This window comes from Methylocapsa aurea, from assembly GCF_000746085.1.
In the GTDB taxonomy this organism is placed as follows: domain Bacteria; phylum Pseudomonadota; class Alphaproteobacteria; order Rhizobiales; family Beijerinckiaceae; genus Methylocapsa; species Methylocapsa aurea.
On record NZ_KN050804.1, the window covers coordinates 12862 to 32350 of the forward strand.

Here is a 19489-nt window from a genome sequence, read left to right on the forward strand (position 1 = left end):
TCTAAAGCAGCCGGCCTCCGCTTGCTGGATCGAACGGCTGCTTCTCCAATTGCCACGCTCCAAAGCAGTCCGGCTGCGATCGGCCAACTCCGATCATTAGACGATCTGCCATGGAATGTCTGAGAAGGCTCGGACGCGGTAGTTCACCCCGCGGCGGGGCTAGAGACCGTTCATTTGGCCACGATCGCTGATAAATAGTCAGTAGGTCGCGGGTTCGACTCCTGCAACCGCACCAAAGGGCTTTACGGCTTTCCGATTGCTGCGCGCTCGCAAGCTTGAGTTGCCTTTACGAGATTCCCCTTGAACGGCTGCCTTGGCTTCTCGTCCTCCCCGCTGCCCATAAGCGCACCCCTTTTGCTTGGTCTAACCCGCTTATTTTCAATGACTTACGAGAGGCAGCTTTCGCGTAGACGGGCTCCTTTATGCGCGGCGGATAATGTCCAATATGAAAGGCTCGCCGGCATCCGAGCCTCCCCTCCGCGCTCAGACCCCGGCCGGCTCCCTTGGCACGACATCGACGCTGACATCGACATCCTGCTCCCTTGACCCGAGGATAATTCCGGCGACGGGCGAGATATCGGCGTAGTCGCGGCCTTTCGCCAATTCGATATGGTCATTGCCGATCATCATCGAATTGGTCGGATCGAGATCGACCCAGCCGCAGTCCTCGCCGCACCACAGCGACACCCAGGCGTGCATCGCGTCGGCGCCTTCGAGGCGCTTTTTCCCTGCCGGGGGAATGGTGCGGATATACCCGCTGACATAGGCGGCGGGCAGCCCAAGCCCGCGCAAGCCCGCGATCATGATATGGGCGAAATCCTGGCAGACGCCGCGGCGCTTCTCGAAAGCCTCTGAAATGGGCGTCGAGACCACCGTCGCTTTGGTGTCATATTTGAAATCGGCCCTGATGCGATGCATCAACTCGGCGGCGCCTTCGAGAACCGGCCGGCCCTGGGGGAAGCTCGCGCGCGCATATTCGGCGGCGGGCGGGAACCTCGGCACGAAGCGGCTGGGATGCAGGAAATGCGCGGGCGAATCCGGAGCAAGCGATTCGCTGTCGAAAGCCTGTTCGCGCACCTCCTCGAAGCTAAGTGTCACCGCCGGGCGCGGCGGTTCGGGACGGTCGAGCTCGACGCTCGTGCGCGCCTCGACGATCAACTCGCGATGCGCGGTCTCGATCGTGATGGAAGTGACGCGATTGCCGAAAAAGCACAGCCGCTCGACGATCTGCGCCGGCTTCGGATCGATGGCGAGTTCGCTCGCGAGCACCGTTTGACCCGGCGCGTCGGTCGGCAGCAGCCGCAGCGCGCAATGGGCGAAAGTCACGCTCGATGCATATTCATAGGTCGTCACATGACGAATGTCATAGATCATGCCAGACCGCTCGACTTGTCGGCCCGCGCGACATGCGGCCCTTGCAGGAAATAACGCGCGGCGACGGCGTCGGCGAGTTCGAGAATGCTTTTCTCGAAGCCGAGAATTTTTTCATTGTCGAGCTTGGAGGCGACCGCAGTCGCAATTTCGGCGGCGAGCTTTACGATCAGCCGGCGCGGCGTCTCAAGCATGCCGTCATCGCTCAGCAAAGGCAGGTTTTCCAGATGCTCGTCGAGCCGCTCGACCTGGAACGCAACGGAGCGCGGATTGAACGGATCGAGCACGACCATGTCGCGAACCGTGCTCAGCGTCACGCCCATCAGATAGCGCGAACGATAGGTGATCTGCGAATCGAAGAGGTCGAGCAAGACGTCGAGATCGTCGGCCGGCGCGTCGCGATTGGCGAAATGGCGGGCGAAACGGCAGCCGTTGATGCCGCGCTCGACGCGCCGCCCGATATCGAACAGCCGCCAGCCGGCGCCGCGATTCATGTTTTCCTGGGCCAAGCCGGAAATCCCGGCGATCGTCCGCAAAGCCGCATCGGCATGTTCGAAGGCCTCGGCTTCAGTCAGCAGGGCCTTGGGGGCCATTTCCAAAGCGAGGTTGAGGTCGCCGATCAGCCGCCAGGCGTCGGGCGAAAGCCTTTCGCGAATGAATGAAGCGGCGCGGCGCGCATCGCGGACGATCGACAGAGCCGAGCCATAGTCCTCATCGCCGTGCAGGGCGATCGCCGCGAGCCCCATGGAATCGCTGGCGGCGGCGCGCGGCGCGGCGTGCCAGGAGACGAGCAAGCTCGTCAGCTTGGAGACGGTCCATCCCGCATTGACGGTCTGCGCGTCGGTGTCGATCATCCGCCCGGCGAGGCAGCGGATCAGCCGCAAGGTCGCCTCGGCGCGCTCGAGATAGCGCCCGAGCCAGAACAGATTATCGGCGGCCCGGCTCGGCAGATTGCCCATGACGCGGCGGATGCGGACGGTCTCGTCGGTCGGCAGCAAAGTGACCATTTCGACCGGCTTGTCGGCGAGCACCCAGACATCGGCCGATTGCACCCCTTCGCCCATCGACACGGCGCGGGCGTCGGCGCGGTCCGAAATGCGGCAGAATCCGCCAGGCATGATCCGCCAGCCGTCGGGCGTGCGCGCGGCATAGACGCGCAGAACAAAGGGCCGGGGCGTCAGCCGGCCGTCGTTCCATACCGGCGTCGTCGAGAGATTGACGACCTCCTGGCCGACGAAATCGACGCCGCGTTCGGCGATGGCCTTGACGAGCCGGCTTTTCTCTTCCGGCGTGAGCGCGGCTCCAATGACCGGCTGATTGGCCGGAAAGCGCAGAACCGGATTGCCGAAAGCGCCGGCGATCGCCAGTTCGTCCAGGTCGGAGATGACCGACTCGCGCTCCTTTTGCTGGCCGCACCACCAGGTCGCGATATTGGGCAGGCGGAGGTCTTCGCCCAGCAATTTGCGGCAGAGCTTCGGCATGAAGCTCATCATGGCCGGCGCCTCGAGAACTCCGGAGCCGAGCGCATTGGCGAGCACCACCCCACCCTCCCGCAAGGCGTCGACGAGACCCGGCACGCCGAGGCGGGAGCGGGCGTTGAGTTCGAGCGGATCGGCGAAATCGCTGTCGATGCGCCGCCAGATGACATCCGCCCGCTTCAGCCCGGCGATGGTCCGCACATGGACCTTGCCTTCGCGCATCGTCAGGTCGCCGCCTTCCACCAGCAGAAAGCCGAGATAGCGGGCGAGATAGGCCTGCTCGAAATAGGTCTCGTTGAGAGGACCCGGCGTCAACAGGCAGATCCGTGGGTCGGAACGCTGCGCCATCGACATCAGGCCGAAGCGGAACGCCTGAAAAAACGGCGCCAGCCGCTCGACATTCATGTCCCGGTAAAGGGCGGGGAAGGCGCGCGACAGGACGAGACGGTTGGCCAGCGCGTAGCCGGCGCCGGAGGGCGCCTGAGCCCGGTCGCCGATCACCCACCATCTCCCATCCGGCCCGCGCCCGATGTCGGCCGCGTAAATATGCAGGAATTTGCCGCCCGGAGGCTTCACGCCATGCAAGGGATGCAGAAAATCGGGGCAGCCGGTAACCGCCGCGGCAGGGAGGTCGCCGGCCGCGATCAGCCGCCCATCGCCATAAATATCGGCGAGAACCAGCTCCATGAGCTGCACGCGTTGCTCGATCCCCTGGGCGATCTCGCGCCATTCCCCCGCCTCGATCAAAAGCGGCACATGGGAGAGCGGCCAGGCCCGCTCGTTCGAATCGCCATAAATGCGGTAGGAGACGCCAGCATCGCGAATATGCCGATCCGCCGTCGCGAAGCGCCGACCGATGTCGTCGGCGCCAAGATCCGTCAGCGAGTCGAGGTAACGCAGCCAGTGCGCGCGCGGGCGCCCATCCGCGCCGATGAATTCATCGGGGATGCCGGCGAGCGGCTTGTAATTGGCGACGAGCGCCGCCAGACGCTGCGCCGCGGTCAAATTTTTTGTCATCGCATCCGCGGCGGTGAAGCTCATCTATTGTTTCGGCCGGAATGATTTCAAGATCGCGGCGTCGGTCTCAAGATAGGCGGCGCCAATGAGATCCAGACAATAAGGCGTCGCGGGAAAAACCGCATTGAGGCATGTTTCGATCGAAGCAGGCTTTCCTGGCAGATTGATGACGAGACAGGCTCCGCGATGAGCCGCAATCTGGCGCGAGAGGATCGCGGTTGGAACTTGTTTCAAGCTTTCCTGGCGCATGAGTTCGCCAAAGCCCGGCAGCTCGCGAGGCGCGGCCGCCAGCGTCGCCTCGGGCGTCAGGTCGCGCGGAGCCGGCCCGGTGCCCCCGGTGGTCAGGATCAAGTCGCAATGCTCCGCATCGGCCAGTTCGATAAGCGCGTCGCGCACGGACTCAAACCCGTCCGGAATGATCCGGCGCACAATATGGAACGGGCTAATCAATATCCGGGCCAGATAGGCCATGATGGCCGGCCCGCTCTGGTCCTCGTAGAGGCCGATGCTGGCGCGGTCGGAGATTGTGACCACGCCGATGATCGCCGCGCGCTTCGTCTCCGCCATCGCCCACCCTTAAGCCCCTTGCGTCCCACCTTTGACTTTAAGGAGTTGGACGGCATTTGTGAACCGCCGGCGTCGGGGCGCGTTGAACTGCCCCCTGGTCTTACCCAAGGCATGCGGCCGTTTTGGCAGATAGCGGCGACGGCGCCTTTGACAGTGGCGCCTCCGCCGGCCGGACGAGCTCCCGGCCGATTCCCGCCAGCGGCAATGGTCACGCAATTTCCCTGGCTAAAACGCTATCTTAGCAGCATTTGTGGGATATTCTTGAAAAGATCACTGGCGAATCGCCAACCTCCCTTCCGAGGACTTCCAAGGCGGAGTTGTTTTCATGCAATCGGCGATCCGATTCTTTGTTTTGATCCTTTGCTTCATGTGCTTCGCGCCGCTTCACGCCGCGACCTGCCGCGATCCCGCTGGGTTCGAGGCTTGGCTCGCAAGCTTCAAGCGCGAAGCCGCGGCTCAAGGCATTTCCGAATCGGCGATCAGCGCCCTCGATGGCATCGCCTACGATCCCTCCATCGTTTCGAAGGATCACGGCCAGCATGTCTTCCGCCAGAGCTTCGAGCAATTCTCCGCTCGGATGGTCAACTCCTACCGGCTGCGCAAGGGAGCGTCCCTGATCAAGCAATATGCCTCGACCTTCAACCGGATCGAGCAGACCTATGGCGTTCCAGCCGCGATAATCGTCGCGATCTGGGGCCTTGAAACCGATTTCGGCGCGGTCAACGGCGATGTCCCAACATTGCGCGCCCTCGCGACGCTCGCCTATGATTGCCGCCGCACAGACCGGTTCCAGGCCGAATTCATGGACGCCTTGCGCCTCGTTCAGCGCGGCGACCTCGCGCCCAGCGCGATGCGCGGCGCCTGGGCGGGAGAACTCGGCCAGACCCAGTTCATGCCTTCATCCTACCTCAAATATGCGGTCGATTTCGATGGCGATGGTCGCCGCGACCTCATTCACGATGTCCCCGACGTTCTCGCTTCGACGGCGAATTACTTGAAGGGCTACGGCTGGCAGCGCGGCGCCGGATGGGCCCCAGGGCAGCCCAATTTCGCCGTCATCAAGGAATGGAACAAAGCCGATGTCTATTCGCGGACGATCGCGCTCTTTGCTACGAAGCTCGCGGGAGGGGAATAGGCGGGGACCTCCGGCAATCCGATTTCGCCTGCGGTCGTAAGGCAAAAAGGCAGGTCCTTCGCCGAGGACCTGCCATATTTTGAGCCGACGCCCAAAGTCAAGTCGATGCATTCCTTTGCGTTACAAGCCTTAATTCTTGATGCCCCCGTAAAGATTTATTTAGCGTCGGGAGGCCGCACCGAAAAATGCTCTTTGAGGTGAATTAATACATTCCGCGCAATTGCCTCATGCAGCTCATGCGAAAGTCCTGGCGCACGTCCCCGTACAATCCTCTGGCGTCGGCTTTCGCCGAACAAACGGCGTTCACATTATAGCCGTCATAGAAGCCGCCGTTGTAGCTGGATTGCATCGGCTGACAGTTTTCCCGATATCTACGGCAGTTTCCTTGGCCCCTCTCGCCTAAGCTGTCCTTGTGTAGACAGGCCAGTCGCAGCTCCTCGCAATAACCAGATCGCGCAGAAGCCAAAGTTGGGGAAAAAAGCATGATCGCGGCAGGCAACGCCAATGACAAGAGAGCTTTGTGCAACATTTCCTTTCTCCTCTGTTTGAGGCTCATTTGCCTCTTACAGTTTCTCTAACTATTAGATGTTGGAGAAAATGGATGTGTTCGGAAGCACTTCGCACTTTGCGAGCTTTGACGCCGCCGCGCCTAGAGCATGTTCTAAAGAGTTGATCGACTTTTTCGGAACATGCTTCAACCCCTGAATTTTGAGCGCTTCCTTTTCGATCAAACGCTTTCCATCTGATCCGAAAGCGCCTCAGGTCAGCGACGCTGCGCTCAGCGCGACGTCCAGAATGTTCTGGCCTCCGCCGCGGCTTGACTCAAGGATATGGGTGGCCCTCCCCCCGGGCGGCCCAATTCGTCGTTATAAAGAAATGGCGCGAGGCCGCCCCGAGAGCGCTTTCCGATCGAATGGAGTCATTCGATCGATCAGAAATTGCTCCAGTGTTAAAGAGGCTGAAGGGCAGTAAATAGCGCGCTCAAAACAAAGCCGAAGAGTCCTCTTCCTCCCGGCTCTTCGCGCCGGAGCGCTGTTCGCACGGCTTGTCGGCATGGGCCAAATTATAGGCCGAATTGATCAAGGCGATATGCGAAAAGGCCTGCGGAAAATTGCCGACCATGCGGCCGGTCGCAGGATCATATTCCTCCGCCAGAAGGCCGAGATCGGTGCGAAGGGCGAGCAGCCGTGCGAACAAGCGCCGGGCGTCCTCGGACCTTCCCAAGAGCACGAGATTATCGACCAGCCAAAAGCTGCAGGCGAGGAAGGCGCCCTCCCCTGCGGGCAAGCCATCCTTAACCACCCGCGTATCGTAGCGTCGGACGAAACCATCCACCATCAAGCATCGCTCGATCGCCTCGACCGTGCCGCGCACGCGCGGATCTTCGGGCGGCAAGAAACCGACAAGGGCGATCAAGAGCAGGCTCGCATCGAGCTCCTTCGCGCCATAGCTCTGTGTGAAAGCTCCAAGCTCCGGGTCGAAACCTTTCTGGCAGATGTCATCATGGATCGTTTGACGCAGGCGCCGCCAATGGTCGAGCGGTCCGACAAAGCCGAATTCCTCGATGCTCCGGACGCCGCGATCGAAGGCGACCCAGACCATGATTTTCGAATAAGTAAAGTGCCGACGCCCGCCGCGCACCTCCCAAATGCCTTCGTCGGGCTGTTCCCAGATCGTCTCCAAATGTTTCAACAGCTCGCATTGCAGCATCCAGTCGGCGGCGTCGGTGACGAGCCGATGCTTGCGGCTTTGATAAAACGCGTCAAGAACTTCGCCATAGATGTCGAGCTGCAATTGTCCGGCGGCGGCATTGCCGGCCCGCACCGGCTGCGAATTAGCGTAGCCTGACAGCCAGGGAAGCGTCCGCTCCGGGATGCCCCGCTCGCCGGCAATTCCATAGAGAATTTGGACCAGCTCCGGTTCGCCGCCGAGAGCCCGGATCAGCCATTCGCGCCACTTGTTTGCTTCATTGGCATAGCCCGCGTTCATCAGGGCGAGCAAAGTGAAAGTCGCGTCGCGCAGCCAGCAGAAGCGATAATCCCAATTGCGCGAACCGCCCAATTGCTCGGGCAGCGAGGTCGTCGGCGCCGCGACGATGCCGCCGCTCGGCTGAAAGATCAGCGCCCGCAGCGTCAGCAGCGCGCGGATCACGACTTCCGACCATGGCCCCGCGCCCTCGAACGTCGCCGACCATGCGAGCCAGGTCCGCTCGGTTTGCTCGAGCGCTTTAAAGGGGTCGATGGCTCTTGGAGCATCCTGGTAGGAAAGACCGTAGCTCAGGGTGAACGCGACGCTCTCTCCTTCCACGGTTGAAAATTCCGCGACATGGGTTCGTCCCTCGGGGCGGAGATTGACCGCCGTGCGCAAGACCAAAAGATCGGGCCCGGCGACAGCCTGCAAACTGCCATCGTCCTGGCGGCGCACCCAAGGCATGACCGATCCGTAATAATAGCGGATGATCAGCTCGGTGCGGAAGTCGACGCTGCCGCGAACGCCGCGCACCAGACGGACAAGATGCGAGCCGCGGATTTTCGTCGGCATGAATTCGGTCACGACGGCGACGCCGCCTTCGGTCTCGATCGTGGTCTCCAGGATGAGGGTGTGGCCGCGATAGGCGCGCGTCGCCTTGGCGTTGGGATCCGTCGGCTCGAGCAGCCAGCGCCCGTTCTCGCGCGCGCCGAGCAGATTGGCGAAACAGGCGGGCGAATCGAAACGCGGCCAGCACAGCCAGTCCACCGATCCGTCGCGGCCGATGAGCGCCGCCGTCTCGCAATCGCCGACGATCGCGTAATCCTCGATGTTCAACGCCATGCGTCCGCCTCGCGCGCCAAAGTCGCGCCTGTCGCAAAACCCGCGCCCTGGAGCGCTTTCCGATCCAATGGCGTCATTCGGTCGATCAGAAATCGCTCCAATGCTAAAGAGCCTGAGCATATTCTCGTCGAACAGATTGAACCGATCTGTTCGGAATATGCTCTAACGCCAATGATGATATTGCCGCCAATAGGGCGTTCGCAAAAGATGCTGATGCCGATGGCGCCCATAGGGTTTTGGATTGCCGGCCGCGTTGCGGCCAAGCGTCTGCGGGACAGGATCGGGGAGCAAATGCTGATGCCGATGCGTCCGCCGCGCGCCGCCGCCAATTTGCGCATTGGGTCCGAGCTGTTCCGGATAGGGCGTTGGCAAGAGCCGTTGTGTGGCTGAGGCGTCGAAGGGATCCCACACTGCAAGCAGAGCCATCGCGGCGCATGCGAACAATGCTGGCCTCACCGCCGCTTCCCTTTGAACACCCGCGTCCCGCCCTTCCCCGCCGAGCTGCGCGCTCTTGCGTCGCCGCGCGGTTTCGCCTCCCCTCCCCCGAAATTATGCGGGCCCATCTCGGCGTCGGTCGGCTTGTGCGGACGGCTCGCCGGGAGGTTCGCGGCGCTTCCATATTTGCGCTCGCCTTTATAGGCCCCGGCCTGGTCCTCGACATCGCGCTGGCGGGCCAGCGGATCGTCGGCGATGGCGAGTTCGACCGCCTGCAGCCGCTTTAACTCGTCGCGGAAACGGGCGGCCTCCTCGAAATCGAGATTGGCCGCGGCTTCGCGCATCCGCTTTTCGAGATCGGCGACGGTCGCCTTGAAATTATGCCCGGCGAGAAGCTCCGGCGCGGCGAGTCCGGCGTCAACCGTGACATGGTCCTGCTCATAGACCGAGCCCAAAATATCCTGAATGCCGCGCTTGATCGTCGCCGGAGTGATGCCATGCTCGGCGTTATAGGCCTCCTGCTTCTCGCGCCTGCGGCTGGTCTCGGCCATCGCCCGCTGCATCGATCCGGTCTCGTGGTCGGCGTAGAGGATCACCTTGCCGTCGATGTTGCGGGCCGCTCGGCCGATCGTCTGCACCAGCGATGTCTCGCTGCGCAAGAACCCTTCCTTGTCGGCGTCGAGAATTGCGACGAGGCTGCATTCGGGAATGTCCAGGCCCTCGCGCAACAAGTTGATGCCGACCAGCGCGTCGAAGGCGCCAAGGCGCAGGTCGCGAATGATCTCGATCCGCTCGATCGTGTCGATGTCGGAATGCATGTAGCGCACCCGCACGCCATGCTCGTGCAAATATTCGGTCAGGTCCTCGGCCATGCGTTTGGTCAGGACGGTGATGAGGCTGCGATAGCCCCTCAAGGCGACCTCGCGCACTTCGCCCAACAGATCGTCGACCTGGGCGCGGGCCGGACGGATCTCGACCGGCGGATCGATGAGCCCGGTTGGGCGGATGACCTGCTCGACAAAGACGCCGCCGGTGCGCTCCATCTCCCACGAGCCCGGTGTCGCCGAGACATGGACGGTCGGCGGGCGCATCGCCTCCCATTCCTCGAAGCGCAGCGGACGGTTGTCGAGGCAGGACGGCAGCCGGAAGCCATATTCGGCCAGCGTCGCCTTGCGCCGAAAATCGCCGCGATACATGGCCCCGATCTGCGGCACGGTCACATGCGATTCATCGGTGAAGACGAGGGCGTTGTCGGGCAGATATTCGAACAAAGTCGGCGGCGGCTCGCCGGGGCGGCGGCCGGTGAGATAGCGCGAATAATTCTCGATGCCGGCGCAAGAGCCCGCCGCCTCCAGCATTTCGAGATCGAACATCGTGCGCTGTTCGAGCCTTTGCGCCTCGAGCAGGCGGCCGGCATTGTTGAGTTCCTTCAGCCGCTGTTGCAGCTCCGCCTTGATGCCTTTGATCGACTGCAACAGGGTCGGGCGCGGCGTGACATAATGCGAATTGGCGTAGACTTTGACGAATTCGAGGTCCTGCGTCTTCTTGCCGGTCAGGGGATCGAATTCAGCGATGGTTTCGATCGAATCGCCGAAGAAGCCGATGCGCCAGGCGCGGTCTTCATAATGGGCCGGAAAGAGCTCGATCGTGTCGCCCCTCACCCGAAACACGCCGCGCGAGAAATCGCCCGCCGAGCGCTTATATTGCAGCGCGACCAGATCAGCGATGAGCTGGCGCTGATCGATCTTTTCGCCGAGCTTCACGGTGAAGGTCATCGCCGTATAGGTCTCGACCGAGCCTATGCCATAGATGCAGGACACCGAGGCGACGATGATGACGTCGTCGCGCTCCAGCAGCGCCCGCGTCGCGGCGTGCCGCATCCGGTCGATCTGCTCGTTGATCGAGCTTTCCTTCTCGATATAGGTGTCGGAGCGCGGCACATAGGCTTCCGGCTGGTAGTAGTCGTAATAGGAGACGAAATATTCGACCGCATTGTCGGGAAAGAAGCTCTTGAACTCGCCATAGAGCTGCGCCGCCAGCGTCTTGTTCGGCGCTAGGATCAGCGCCGGCCGATTGGTCCTCGCGATCACCTGCGCCATGGTGAAGGTCTTGCCCGAGCCGGTGACGCCAAGCAGAACCTGGTCGCGCTCTTGAGCCTCGATCCCCTTGACAAGCTCCTCTATGGCGGCCGGCTGGTCGCCCTTCGGCTCATATTCGGAAACGATTTTGAACGCGAGGCCGCCTTCGGACTTGTCCGGGCGGAGCGGCCGGTGCGGCGTCCAGGGCTTTGTCTCGCGCAGATTCGGATCGCCGCGTTCGAGCAGGTCCTTCAGCGAATCCGCCGTCGCGGCCGCGCCGCTGACGCCCGGCGGCTGATACAGAGGCGCGGAGGGCGCATGCTTCTCGCCGGCGCCGTCGAACCCGAGCGTCTTGGCCAGCTTGGCGTCGATGCGCGAGACGGGGCCGGCGTCATAGCCCGCCTGCGGCGCCTCGGCGAAACCCTCCCGGCGCTGGTTGAGCGCCGGGTTGAGCAGAGCCGCCAGATGCTCCCCAAGCGGCTGGAGTTCCGGCTTGCTCGCCTTGGACCGCGGCGGTTTTTTGGTTGGCTTCGCGGCCGGTTTCGAAGGGGGCGATTCGGGAGCTTTGACCATGCCGCCAATATGGGGCGAATCGGGCGGGGATCAAAGGGGCGGGCGGCAGATGCAAAATGGATGAGTTCACCCGACGAGGTCCGTCGTCTCGGCCTCCGCCTAAAACACCGGGACATTGGTCGCATTGAGCCAGGCGGCCAGATGGTCCAGCGCCTTCGCCCGCTTGCGGTAGAAGGTGTGCGGCGCCCATTGCTTTTCGGCGCAGAGCGCCTTGACCGAGCGCCCCCGCGCCGAGCGCATCGCCCAAAAGCTGGTCACCAGCGCCATGCCGCTATCCTCGGCGCGCAATTCGCGCAGCCAATCGAAGGCCGCCTCCATCTGCGCGATTTCGGCGCCGGTCGGGCGGATCGTCACTCGATTGCTGGACTGCGCGCGGCTCCGGCGTTCGCTGTCGTCGAGTTCGGCCTGGGCCAACTGATCGGCCCATTCGAGCGCATGGCGCGGCCAATGCCCGCCCGGCTCGCGCGGCCCGCGCATGCGGGGCAGCCGATCGAGCGTGGCGAAGGCCTTGACCAGCCTTTTGCCGACATGCTCCGCCTCCCATTGCGCCGGCAGCCTATCGCGGCGCGGTTCATAGGGCTGCTCGAGGGCGTTGATTTTGGGCTCTTCTTCCACGATCACGCTCCATCGTCGAGAATATTGTCGAGCAAGGCCGGCTCGGCCGCCACGACGAGAAGCAGCAGGCGAATCATGGCTTCGCGGGTGAGGTTGCGCTTGGACGCCGCGGCGTCATAGAGGCTGGCGGCGTCGGGCGGCAGGCGCAGGGCGATGGCGGCGGCCGCGGCGCGAAAGGCGAGGCCGAAGCGTTGGGCCTGGCGGTGGACATTGTTCGGCGTCGAGGCGATGAGCGGATCTTCGGCGATCCGCCGGGCGTCCCAGCCCATGCCAAGCAAAAAGCCGAGGCGGGCGATGCGCTCGCCGGTCCAGCGGGCTTTACGGATCTCTGTTGCGACTGTCATGGAACTGCTCCCTGCTGTCTCGTAGGCGACGTTTGAAGCCAAAGCTTCGCGCCGCCGGACCAGGAATAAGGTAGCTCTACCGCTTTGTAAAGGTATTTTTACCGAATGCATTTTTGGACCGATTCGGTTATTTTACCCCTATGGAACTCGAAGACGTCCTCACCCGAATCGAAAGCCGGCTCTCCGCCTTGGGGCTCTCCGCGCACGCCGCCTCCCTGGCCGCCAAGAAGCCCGATGCAATCCGCAACCTGAAGCGGGCGGTCAAGAATGGCGACCGGCGCGGCGTCACCACGGAAACCCTGATCGCTCTCGCGCCGGTCCTGAAGACGACGGCGGCCTGGCTCCTCGAAGGCGTTGGCGAGGCCAGCCCCGGCAATCGCGTCCGCGTCGTCGGACGCATCGGCGCCGGCGCCGAGATCCTGCCGGAATTCGAGCAGATCCCCCCCGAGGGGCTGTATGAGATCGAGGTGCCATTCCCGATCGCGCCCGATGCGATCGCCTTCCAGGTCGAGGGCGACAGCATGTGGCCGCGCTATGATTCCGGCGACGTCATCATCTGCTGGCGGCAAGGGGCAAATGCGGACGAGGTCGTCGGCTGGGAGGCGGCGGTCCGCACCGCCGACGGCAAGCGCTATTTGAAACGGATCCAACGCGGCTCGGTGGCGGGAACCTTCGACCTCGAAAGTCACAATGCGGCGCCGATCCGAAGCGTTCAAATCGAATGGGCGGCTGAAATTCAAGGCGTGGTGCGATCCGGTCAATGGCGCCGGAGATAAAGGTAAGGCTCGGATATTATCCGGTAGCTGCGCCTTTACATAGGTAGAAGTACCTTATAGCGATTTCCGGTTATTTGACCGGAGAATGCCATGCCCCGCCAGACCTCCCGCCGCGAGACCGACGCCATTATCCTGGCGCAAGCCCAGAGGACCGCAGCGGCTATGATCAAAAGCCGCGCAAGGATCTACGCCGCCCGACCCGAAACGCTCGAAAATCTCTGTCCCGGCCTTTCCAGCGCACCGGCCGAGACCATGATCTCGATCGCCGAACATTCGCTTCGGATCGAGACTTTGAAGGCAAGGCGCTGGTTCGGCTTCGGCGGCGAAGTCGAAGCGCTCAATGCGAAAGCGGCCCTCCTGCTCGGGCGGACCTTGCGCCGGCTCTCGGCGCGCGCAACACGCTTAAAGCCGCCGCCAGCATGATCCAGAGGCGGGACTCACGACGGGAGGGATGCGCCCGTCTTGCGCCGCAACCGGACGACGACATCGACCCGGACGATCTCATAGCCTTCGGGAGGCTCGATCTCCTCGGCAATGTTCAGACCTTGCGCGGAAATATCCTCGATCTCGCCGGTTTCCTCGAAAAAGAAATGACCATGATCGCTCGTATTCGTATCGAAAATGGTCTTGCTGCCGTCGATCGCCAAGCCGCGCACCAAGCCGACTTCCGCAAAAAGATTGAGGACATTGTAAACCGTCGCCAAAGACGCGGCCATCCGGGCTGCGCTCGCCTCGGCGGCCAGGGCGTCGGCGGTCACATGCCGGTCGCCCTTGCTGAACAGCAGCTTTGCAAGACCGAGGCGCTGCCGGGTCGCGCGGAGGCCATATTTTTCCAAGAGCGTCCGGCTTGGCTGATGCGCCGACGACGAACCGACAGCGAACATGTCTTGTAAGGATCTCATCATGGCGACAATCGCTTCCCAAACTGCTCTGCCAATACGTCCGGCAACTGCCCTTTGCGCCGCTGGATATGGTCAAAGCAAAGCGCTTTCGCCAAGATCAATTCGACGGTCATATTTCCTACAAAAAGCAATTGTGGCTTTCCGTTCACCTCATTCGCTGCCTTTTCAGGCGCCGCAACTCGGCGCCCCAGGGAGTGCCGCCCCCGGCTCCTTTGCGAGGAGAGTGGGGCGCCAGGGCGCGCGCCAATATCAGCCGAACTTGAAAAGGACGCCAAATCCGCCGCGCGGATAGTTCCACGTGATTTCGCCGCTCGGCTCGGCGACGACCCGGCAGGTTCCGCATTCGACGCAGCCGTCGGTCGTAATCTCGACTTGACCTGAATCCGCCTGCGAATAGCAGCCCGCGGGGCAAATCCGGGTGAGCGACAAGAGCCGCGGCGAGGGAACGGTATGCGGCGTCACCGATATATGCGGACGCCCGGCATCCACCAGATAACGGTTCTGAAACAGCTTGTCCTCGACGCGGACCACGGTTTCCGTATTCATAGCGCGCTCCTTTCACAACACATTTGAGGATCCGAATAGGGCGACGAATCAATCGGCTCCCTACCTCCAAGCACGCGCCATGCCAAGAACGTCGCCAAGCAGACCCTTGATTCTGCGGGTCTTGAAGAAGGACTTCACGATCTCGTTTTCCTTCGACTTTTTATCGACGCCATCGACGCGGAACCAGGTTTGCGCCGCCTTCGACAGGAGCTCCGGATAGGTTGTGAAAAGATGCTTGTTGTGCAGCGCGTGCGGAAGGTTCTTGTATTTTTTCAAATCTTTCATCACGAAAGAATCGTCCAGTCGGGACTTATAGACGGAAAGGTTCCCCGCGCTCATCTGCGCGTTGCGCGCCTTGATGTTGATGATCGTCTCCGCCGCGACCCGGCCCGTCGTCATCGCGAGATTGGAGCCTTCGCGATGAACCGCATTCACGAATTGGCCGGCGTCGCCGACAATCAGCCAACCGTCGCCGAAAAGCTGCGGGATGGCTTTGTAGCCGCCCTCTGGAATCATATGCGCGGCATATTCCTTGACCTCGGAGCCCGCCAGCAGCGGCTTGATCGAAGGATGCGCCTTGAAGGCTTCGAGCAGACCATAGGGCGTCTCGCCCCTATCGGCGAAATCCGAAATCAGGCAGCCGATCCCGATCGAAATGCATTCCTTGTTGGTATAGAGAAACCCGGTTCCGGTCATGCCATTGGTGATGGTGCCGGCGGCCTCGATGACGACGCCTTCATCGCCTTGCAGGTTGAAGCGCGCCTCGATCGTCTCGCGCGGCAGGAAGTGCATTTCCTTGACCGCCAGCGCGACGCTATCTGGCGGCGGAACCGAACGAAGTCCCGCCCGCGCCCCGACCAGTCCGCTGACGCCCTCGGCCATCACCACGACATCGGCATAGATCGCTTCGCCGTCGCGATCGGTCCGCACGCCAATGACCTTGTCCTGCGCATCGCGCACCAATTCGACGACGGTCGTCTCGCAGATGACCAGCGCGCCGGCCGCGGCGACGCGGCGCGAAAACCATTTGTCGAACTGCGCCCGGATGATCGTGTAACGGTTCGGCCGATCCTCGTTGAAATCCTCCGAACGGTAATGAGCGCCGCAATATGAGCGATCATCCATCATCCAAATGCGCTGTTCGATGATGTGCCGCTCCAGCGGCGCGTCCTCGCGAAAATCCGGGATCAGCTTTTCGAGCGCATCGGCGTAAAGGATCGCGCCCTGCACATTCTTCGAGCCGGGATATTCGCCGCGCTCGAGCTGCAGGACGCGCAAGCCAGCCGTCGCAAGCGTAAAGGCGCAGGCATTTCCCGAAGGGCCGGCGCCGACGACGATGGCATCGAATTTTTCTTCCGACATGATGGCCTCCTCTTATTCCGCTGCGGCGGCGGCGACTGAGAGACGCTTGCGGAACGCTTCCGTGAGCGCGGGCAGAACTTGCGTCGCGTCGGCGACGATCCCGACATGGGCGAAATCGAAGATAGGCGCGTTCTTGTCGGTGTTGATCGCGACGATGAGATCGGCGCCTTCGACGCCGACTCGATGCTGGATCGCCCCCGATATCCCGGCGGCGATGTAAAGGCGCGGCCGGATTGTCTTGCCGGTCTGGCCGATCTGGCGGTCGGAAGGAATCCAACCCTTTTGGACGAGCGGGCGCGATCCGCCCCATTCGGCGCCGAGCACCCCGGCGAGTTTGCGGATCAATTGGTAATTGTCGGCGTTCTGCATCCCCAGCCCGCCGGCGACGACAATATCGGCATAGGGGAGATTGGCCTTGTCCGTGCTGCCGTCCGGCAGGAAGGACAACAGCTTGGTGATGATGTTATCTTCCGGAAGCGAGACGTCATGACGGACAATCCGGCCTGTGCGCCCGGATTGATAGACCGGCATCGGCGCGACGCGCGGGCGCATCGTCGCCATCTGCGGCCGGTAGTTCAGCGTATAAATCGTGCATAGCAGCGAACCGCCAAAGGTCGGCCGCGTCGCCGCCAGCGAACCATCCGCATCGACGGCGAGCTCCGTGCAATCGGCCGTGAGGCCGGTGAGCAGCGTGGTCGCCACGGATCCGGCGAGATCGCGACCAAGGTTGGTCGCGCCGAGGAGAAGAATTTCGGGCTGATATTTATTGACCAGCTCCGTCATCACCATCGTGTAGGGCTCGTTGCGATAATCGACGAGCGACGGATTTTCGACAACGTAGCACACGTCCGCGCCATAGGCGAACGCGTCTGTGACAGCCGCTTCCGTTCCCCCTGGAGGCCCAAGGACCACCGCGCCCAGATCGACCTTGAGTTGGTCGGCGAGCTTGCGGCCCTCGCCGAGGAGCTCCCAGGACACCGGATGGACAACGCCGCGCTCGAGCTCCAGCAAGACCCAAACATGCTTGTAGCTCTTCAGGTGCTCCGGCAGCTCCTTCTTCTGATTGGCGCGGCCCTTTCCAGCTGGCGCCGCAGGCGCTTTCGCCTTGTCGTTCATAGAAAGCTTCCCTTGCTACGGAGATCCATCAAAAGCCTGCCGCCGTCTTCGTCAATTCCTGATCAAGGACCGGCTGCCGCGTTAAAATTTCGGCGATCAACGCCTCGGAAATATCGCCCATCGACTTGTCCGCCACCTTGATCTGGAACGCTTTTTCGTCCCGCGCGGTCGGGGCGAAAACCTTTTTCACAATCGTTGGGGAGCCGCGCAAGCCGCATAGGGTCAGGTCCGCAATTCCCGCGTCCGCCGCACTCCAGGTAATGATCTCCGACCGCGCACCCCTCAATGCATCCTGCATTGTGCCGCGGCGCATGTCGTTGGTGCCTTCGAGCATTGTCAGAAGGCAGGGCAGCTTGGTTTTCAGAACCTGGATTCCGCCTTCCGCCCGACGATGCACCGTGATTTCACGCGCCTCCAGATCGAAATTCTCGATCTTCGCCACATATGTCAGCTGCAATAAATTGAGCCGCTTGGCGATGCCGGGCCCAACTTGCGCAGTGTCGCCGTCGATGGTCTGCTTGCCGCAGAAAATAAGGTCGGGCGCGCCCCAATTCTCGCTTACTTTGGCAATGAGATGGGCCAACGCATAAGAGGTCGCCAAAGTGTCGGAGCCCGCGAAGAACCGATCGGTGAGCAGCACCGCCCGATCCGCGCCGAACGTCAGGCATTTGCGCAATGCCGTATCGGCCATGGGCGGACCCATCGTGACAACCGTCACTTCGCCGCCGTGCCTGTCGCGAAGCCGCAAGGCTTCCTCGAGCGAAAACAGATCATAAGGATTGATGATCGTCGGCACGCCTTGCCGCATGATCGTGTTCGTGACCGGATGAACGCGGATTTGCGCCGAATCCGGAACCTGCTTGATGCAGACCACGATATGCATGGTTAACCTCTCGCCTCCGCCCAAAATAATTGCTAGATATACTAATAAGCAAGTTCTAGGCCATCAATGATAGGGCCCACGCCGGCATGCTTTGTCGCCGCATCCCGGCCACGGGACGATAATCGCGGCGAACCGGCAATTCCCCGCCGCGCCGCGATCCGATCGGCTATTTTAGAAGATCGGAAAATGGCACGATCGGCGGCGGCGCCGGAGTCTTTTCCTGGACGGCTTCCTTGAGCACTTTGAAGACGCGCTCTTTCAACGGATCGGATTTTTGGAAGTCCTCATAGGCGCGTTCGAGCGTCGTCTGGCATCGCTGCCGAACGATATTGTCGGGCAGGCCCTCGAGGTCTTCCGTCGCCAGATATTGACCCATGCGCTTCATGATGTGCATGCGCACGACATTGACCTTGTCCGGGTCATAAGGAACCTCGAGGAGCTTGAAGAAATCCTCCGCGGACGAAAGAGTTTGTAGAGTTTTTAAAGTCTCGCTCATGACGGTAGCGTCCCCTTGAGCACGATCCCAAAAAGCTGCGGACTATTTGGATAGATCATGCGTTAAAATGATCAGATAGAGAGCATGGCCGGGCGAAAAGCCGCAGACTTCTTGGAGCGGGCCATGCGTCGCAAACACCGGACCGGAGCCGTGATCGCGATACGCCCAAACGACCCTAGCTCCAAGAGCGCTCAATTATGAGGCGCTCAAATATCAAGCACCCACCTATTCGGCGGCGGCCCGCGCATGGCGCGTCCTGCCTGTGACCTCGCCCTGCAAATGGGTCAGTCTCGCCTCGAGAAATTCGATGCGGTCCAGCAGGGACCCTATCGCATCTCCCACGGGATCGGGCATCAGATGATGCTCGAGATCGATCCGGCCGCCGGCCAGCAAACGCCGCTCGCGCGCGTTCCGCACGATGCGCCCGGGAATGCCGACGACGGTGACGCCGGGCGGAACATCCTCGATCACGACGGAATTAGCGCCAATGCGAGATCCGCGCCCAATTGTTATCGGCCCAAGAATTTTTGCGCCGCATCCAACGAGCACGCCATCTTCGAGGGTTGGATGCCGTTGGCCCGGAGTCCAGGAAACGCCCCCGAGCGTGACGCCATGATACAACGTCACGTCATTTCCCACGATCGCGGTTTCCCCTATCACAACACAGGCACCATGATCAATAAAGAAACGGCGTCCGATTGTCGCCCCTGGGTGGATGTCCACATTCGAGACCGCCCGACCAAACCAGGACAAGAAACGGCCGGGGAACCGAAAGCCCCGCCCCCAAAGCCAATGCGCGATCCGATGCCAGATCAGGGCATGCACGCCCGGATAGGTGATCAGCGTCTCCAAGGCATTGCGCGCAGCCGGGTCGCGCGCAGCCACACAGCCGAGATCTTCACCGAGCAAACGCCAGAGCGGACGAGCTGTTGCGACGCTATCCTTGGCCGGACTCTCCGCAACCGCAGCGTTGCTCACTTTTGT

At 61.9% G+C, this 19489-nt stretch carries 18 protein-coding genes and 1 tRNA gene; 4 read left to right on the forward strand and 15 right to left on the reverse strand.

What is annotated here, in order from left to right:
• The first annotated feature begins 135 nt into the window (after positions 1-135).
• Positions 136-235: transfer RNA gene (locus tag DL86_RS20040), tRNA-Ile, on the forward strand.
• A gap of 248 nt (positions 236-483) precedes the next feature.
• Here DL86_RS20040 and DL86_RS15205 read toward each other — a convergent pair.
• Genes DL86_RS15205 through mog form a run of 3 tightly spaced genes read right to left on the reverse strand, consistent with a single transcriptional unit; the run spans position 484 to position 4433 of the window.
• The gene (locus DL86_RS15205) at positions 484-1374 is read right to left on the reverse strand and encodes a transglutaminase family protein (protein WP_036263267.1); all 891 of its coding nucleotides are present in this window, start codon (positions 1372-1374) and stop codon (positions 484-486) included.
• Positions 1371-3890: a circularly permuted type 2 ATP-grasp protein gene (locus DL86_RS15210; protein WP_051953543.1), complete on the reverse strand. Its 2520-nt coding sequence runs from the start codon at positions 3888-3890 to the stop codon at positions 1371-1373. The genes DL86_RS15205 and DL86_RS15210 overlap by 4 nt, the downstream gene beginning before the upstream one ends.
• On the reverse strand, positions 3891-4433 hold the full coding sequence (gene mog, locus DL86_RS15215) for a molybdopterin adenylyltransferase (RefSeq protein WP_036263269.1): 543 nt from the start codon (positions 4431-4433) through the stop codon (positions 3891-3893).
• Positions 4434-4758: 325 nt separating this feature from the next.
• Between mog and DL86_RS15220 the strand changes: the two genes are divergently transcribed.
• Positions 4759-5568, forward strand: a complete 810-nt coding sequence (locus DL86_RS15220; RefSeq protein WP_036263271.1) for a lytic murein transglycosylase — start codon at positions 4759-4761, stop codon at positions 5566-5568.
• Positions 5569-6549: 981 nt separating this feature from the next.
• Here DL86_RS15220 and DL86_RS15230 read toward each other — a convergent pair.
• The 5 genes from DL86_RS15230 to DL86_RS15250 all read right to left on the reverse strand — a co-directional run bounded on the left by DL86_RS15230 (position 6550) and on the right by DL86_RS15250 (position 12424).
• A complete protein-coding gene (locus DL86_RS15230; protein WP_036263276.1) occupies positions 6550-8379 on the reverse strand; it encodes a glycoside hydrolase family 15 protein in 1830 nt (609 codons plus the stop codon).
• Positions 8380-8541: 162 nt separating this feature from the next.
• On the reverse strand, positions 8542-8805 hold the full coding sequence (locus tag DL86_RS15235; RefSeq protein ID WP_036263278.1) for a hypothetical protein: 264 nt from the start codon (positions 8803-8805) through the stop codon (positions 8542-8544).
• A gap of 26 nt (positions 8806-8831) precedes the next feature.
• Positions 8832-11465: an excinuclease ABC subunit UvrB gene (gene uvrB, locus DL86_RS15240; protein ID WP_036263280.1), complete on the reverse strand. Its 2634-nt coding sequence runs from the start codon at positions 11463-11465 to the stop codon at positions 8832-8834.
• Between the two features lie 99 nt (positions 11466-11564).
• Complete coding sequence (locus DL86_RS15245; protein ID WP_036263852.1) at positions 11565-12080, reverse strand: hypothetical protein; 516 nt, start codon at positions 12078-12080, stop codon at positions 11565-11567.
• A gap of 2 nt (positions 12081-12082) precedes the next feature.
• The gene (locus DL86_RS15250; protein ID WP_036263282.1) at positions 12083-12424 is read right to left on the reverse strand and encodes a hypothetical protein; all 342 of its coding nucleotides are present in this window, start codon (positions 12422-12424) and stop codon (positions 12083-12085) included.
• A 113-nt stretch (positions 12425-12537) separates the two neighbouring features.
• On the opposite strand from DL86_RS15250, the gene DL86_RS15255 reads away from it, so the two are divergent.
• Both DL86_RS15255 and DL86_RS15260 read left to right on the forward strand, forming a co-directional pair.
• Complete coding sequence (locus tag DL86_RS15255) at positions 12538-13200, forward strand: S24 family peptidase (protein ID WP_245276394.1); 663 nt, start codon at positions 12538-12540, stop codon at positions 13198-13200.
• A gap of 90 nt (positions 13201-13290) precedes the next feature.
• Positions 13291-13623, forward strand: a complete 333-nt coding sequence (locus tag DL86_RS15260) for a hypothetical protein (protein WP_036263285.1) — start codon at positions 13291-13293, stop codon at positions 13621-13623.
• 14 nt (positions 13624-13637) lie between these two features.
• Here the strand turns inward: DL86_RS15260 and irrA are convergent, their stop codons facing one another.
• The 7 genes from irrA to cysE form a co-directional block, all read right to left on the reverse strand.
• Positions 13638-14105, reverse strand: a complete 468-nt coding sequence (gene irrA / locus DL86_RS15265; protein ID WP_051953544.1) for an iron response transcriptional regulator IrrA — start codon at positions 14103-14105, stop codon at positions 13638-13640.
• A 246-nt stretch (positions 14106-14351) separates the two neighbouring features.
• Entirely contained in the window at positions 14352-14648 is a 297-nt protein-coding gene (locus DL86_RS15270; RefSeq protein WP_036263288.1) for a ferredoxin family protein, read from the reverse strand.
• A 60-nt stretch (positions 14649-14708) separates the two neighbouring features.
• Positions 14709-16010 carry an FAD-dependent monooxygenase gene (locus DL86_RS15275; protein ID WP_036263289.1) on the reverse strand — a complete coding sequence of 434 codons (1302 nt, stop codon included), beginning with the start codon at positions 16008-16010 and terminating at the stop codon, positions 14709-14711.
• Between the two features lie 12 nt (positions 16011-16022).
• Complete coding sequence (locus DL86_RS15280; protein ID WP_036263291.1) at positions 16023-17126, reverse strand: electron transfer flavoprotein subunit alpha/FixB family protein; 1104 nt, start codon at positions 17124-17126, stop codon at positions 16023-16025.
• A gap of 28 nt (positions 17127-17154) precedes the next feature.
• On the reverse strand, positions 17155-18009 hold the full coding sequence (locus DL86_RS15285) for an electron transfer flavoprotein subunit beta/FixA family protein (RefSeq protein WP_036263292.1): 855 nt from the start codon (positions 18007-18009) through the stop codon (positions 17155-17157).
• Between the two features lie 166 nt (positions 18010-18175).
• Positions 18176-18505 (reverse strand): nitrogenase stabilizing/protective protein NifW, encoded by a 330-nt coding sequence (gene nifW, locus DL86_RS15290; protein ID WP_036263293.1) that lies wholly within the window; start codon positions 18503-18505, stop codon positions 18176-18178.
• Between the two features lie 225 nt (positions 18506-18730).
• Positions 18731-19483 (reverse strand): serine O-acetyltransferase, encoded by a 753-nt coding sequence (gene cysE, locus DL86_RS15295; RefSeq protein WP_051953545.1) that lies wholly within the window; start codon positions 19481-19483, stop codon positions 18731-18733.
• Positions 19484-19489: the final 6 nt, after the last annotated feature.

Excerpts from the sequence above, each read along its gene's own strand:
- DL86_RS15205 (WP_036263267.1), bottom strand. The coding sequence starts at position 1,374 with ATGATCTATGACATTCGTCATGTGACGACCTATGAATATGCATCGAGC.
- DL86_RS15210 (WP_051953543.1), bottom strand. The coding sequence starts at position 3,890 with ATGAGCTTCACCGCCGCGGATGCGATGACAAAAAATTTGACCGCGGCG.
- mog (WP_036263269.1), bottom strand. The coding sequence starts at position 4,433 with ATGGCGGAGACGAAGCGCGCGGCGATCATCGGCGTGGTCACAATCTCC.
- DL86_RS15220 (WP_036263271.1), top strand. The coding sequence starts at position 4,759 with ATGCAATCGGCGATCCGATTCTTTGTTTTGATCCTTTGCTTCATGTGC.
- DL86_RS15230 (WP_036263276.1), bottom strand. The coding sequence starts at position 8,379 with ATGGCGTTGAACATCGAGGATTACGCGATCGTCGGCGATTGCGAGACG.
- DL86_RS15235 (WP_036263278.1), bottom strand. The coding sequence starts at position 8,805 with ATGGCTCTGCTTGCAGTGTGGGATCCCTTCGACGCCTCAGCCACACAA.
- uvrB (WP_036263280.1), bottom strand. The coding sequence starts at position 11,465 with ATGGTCAAAGCTCCCGAATCGCCCCCTTCGAAACCGGCCGCGAAGCCA.
- DL86_RS15250 (WP_036263282.1), bottom strand. The coding sequence starts at position 12,424 with ATGACAGTCGCAACAGAGATCCGTAAAGCCCGCTGGACCGGCGAGCGC.
- DL86_RS15260 (WP_036263285.1), top strand. The coding sequence starts at position 13,291 with ATGCCCCGCCAGACCTCCCGCCGCGAGACCGACGCCATTATCCTGGCG.
- irrA (WP_051953544.1), bottom strand. The coding sequence starts at position 14,105 with ATGATGAGATCCTTACAAGACATGTTCGCTGTCGGTTCGTCGTCGGCG.
- DL86_RS15270 (WP_036263288.1), bottom strand. The coding sequence starts at position 14,648 with ATGAATACGGAAACCGTGGTCCGCGTCGAGGACAAGCTGTTTCAGAAC.
- DL86_RS15275 (WP_036263289.1), bottom strand. The coding sequence starts at position 16,010 with ATGTCGGAAGAAAAATTCGATGCCATCGTCGTCGGCGCCGGCCCTTCG.
- DL86_RS15280 (WP_036263291.1), bottom strand. The coding sequence starts at position 17,126 with ATGAACGACAAGGCGAAAGCGCCTGCGGCGCCAGCTGGAAAGGGCCGC.
- DL86_RS15285 (WP_036263292.1), bottom strand. The coding sequence starts at position 18,009 with ATGCATATCGTGGTCTGCATCAAGCAGGTTCCGGATTCGGCGCAAATC.
- nifW (WP_036263293.1), bottom strand. The coding sequence starts at position 18,505 with ATGAGCGAGACTTTAAAAACTCTACAAACTCTTTCGTCCGCGGAGGAT.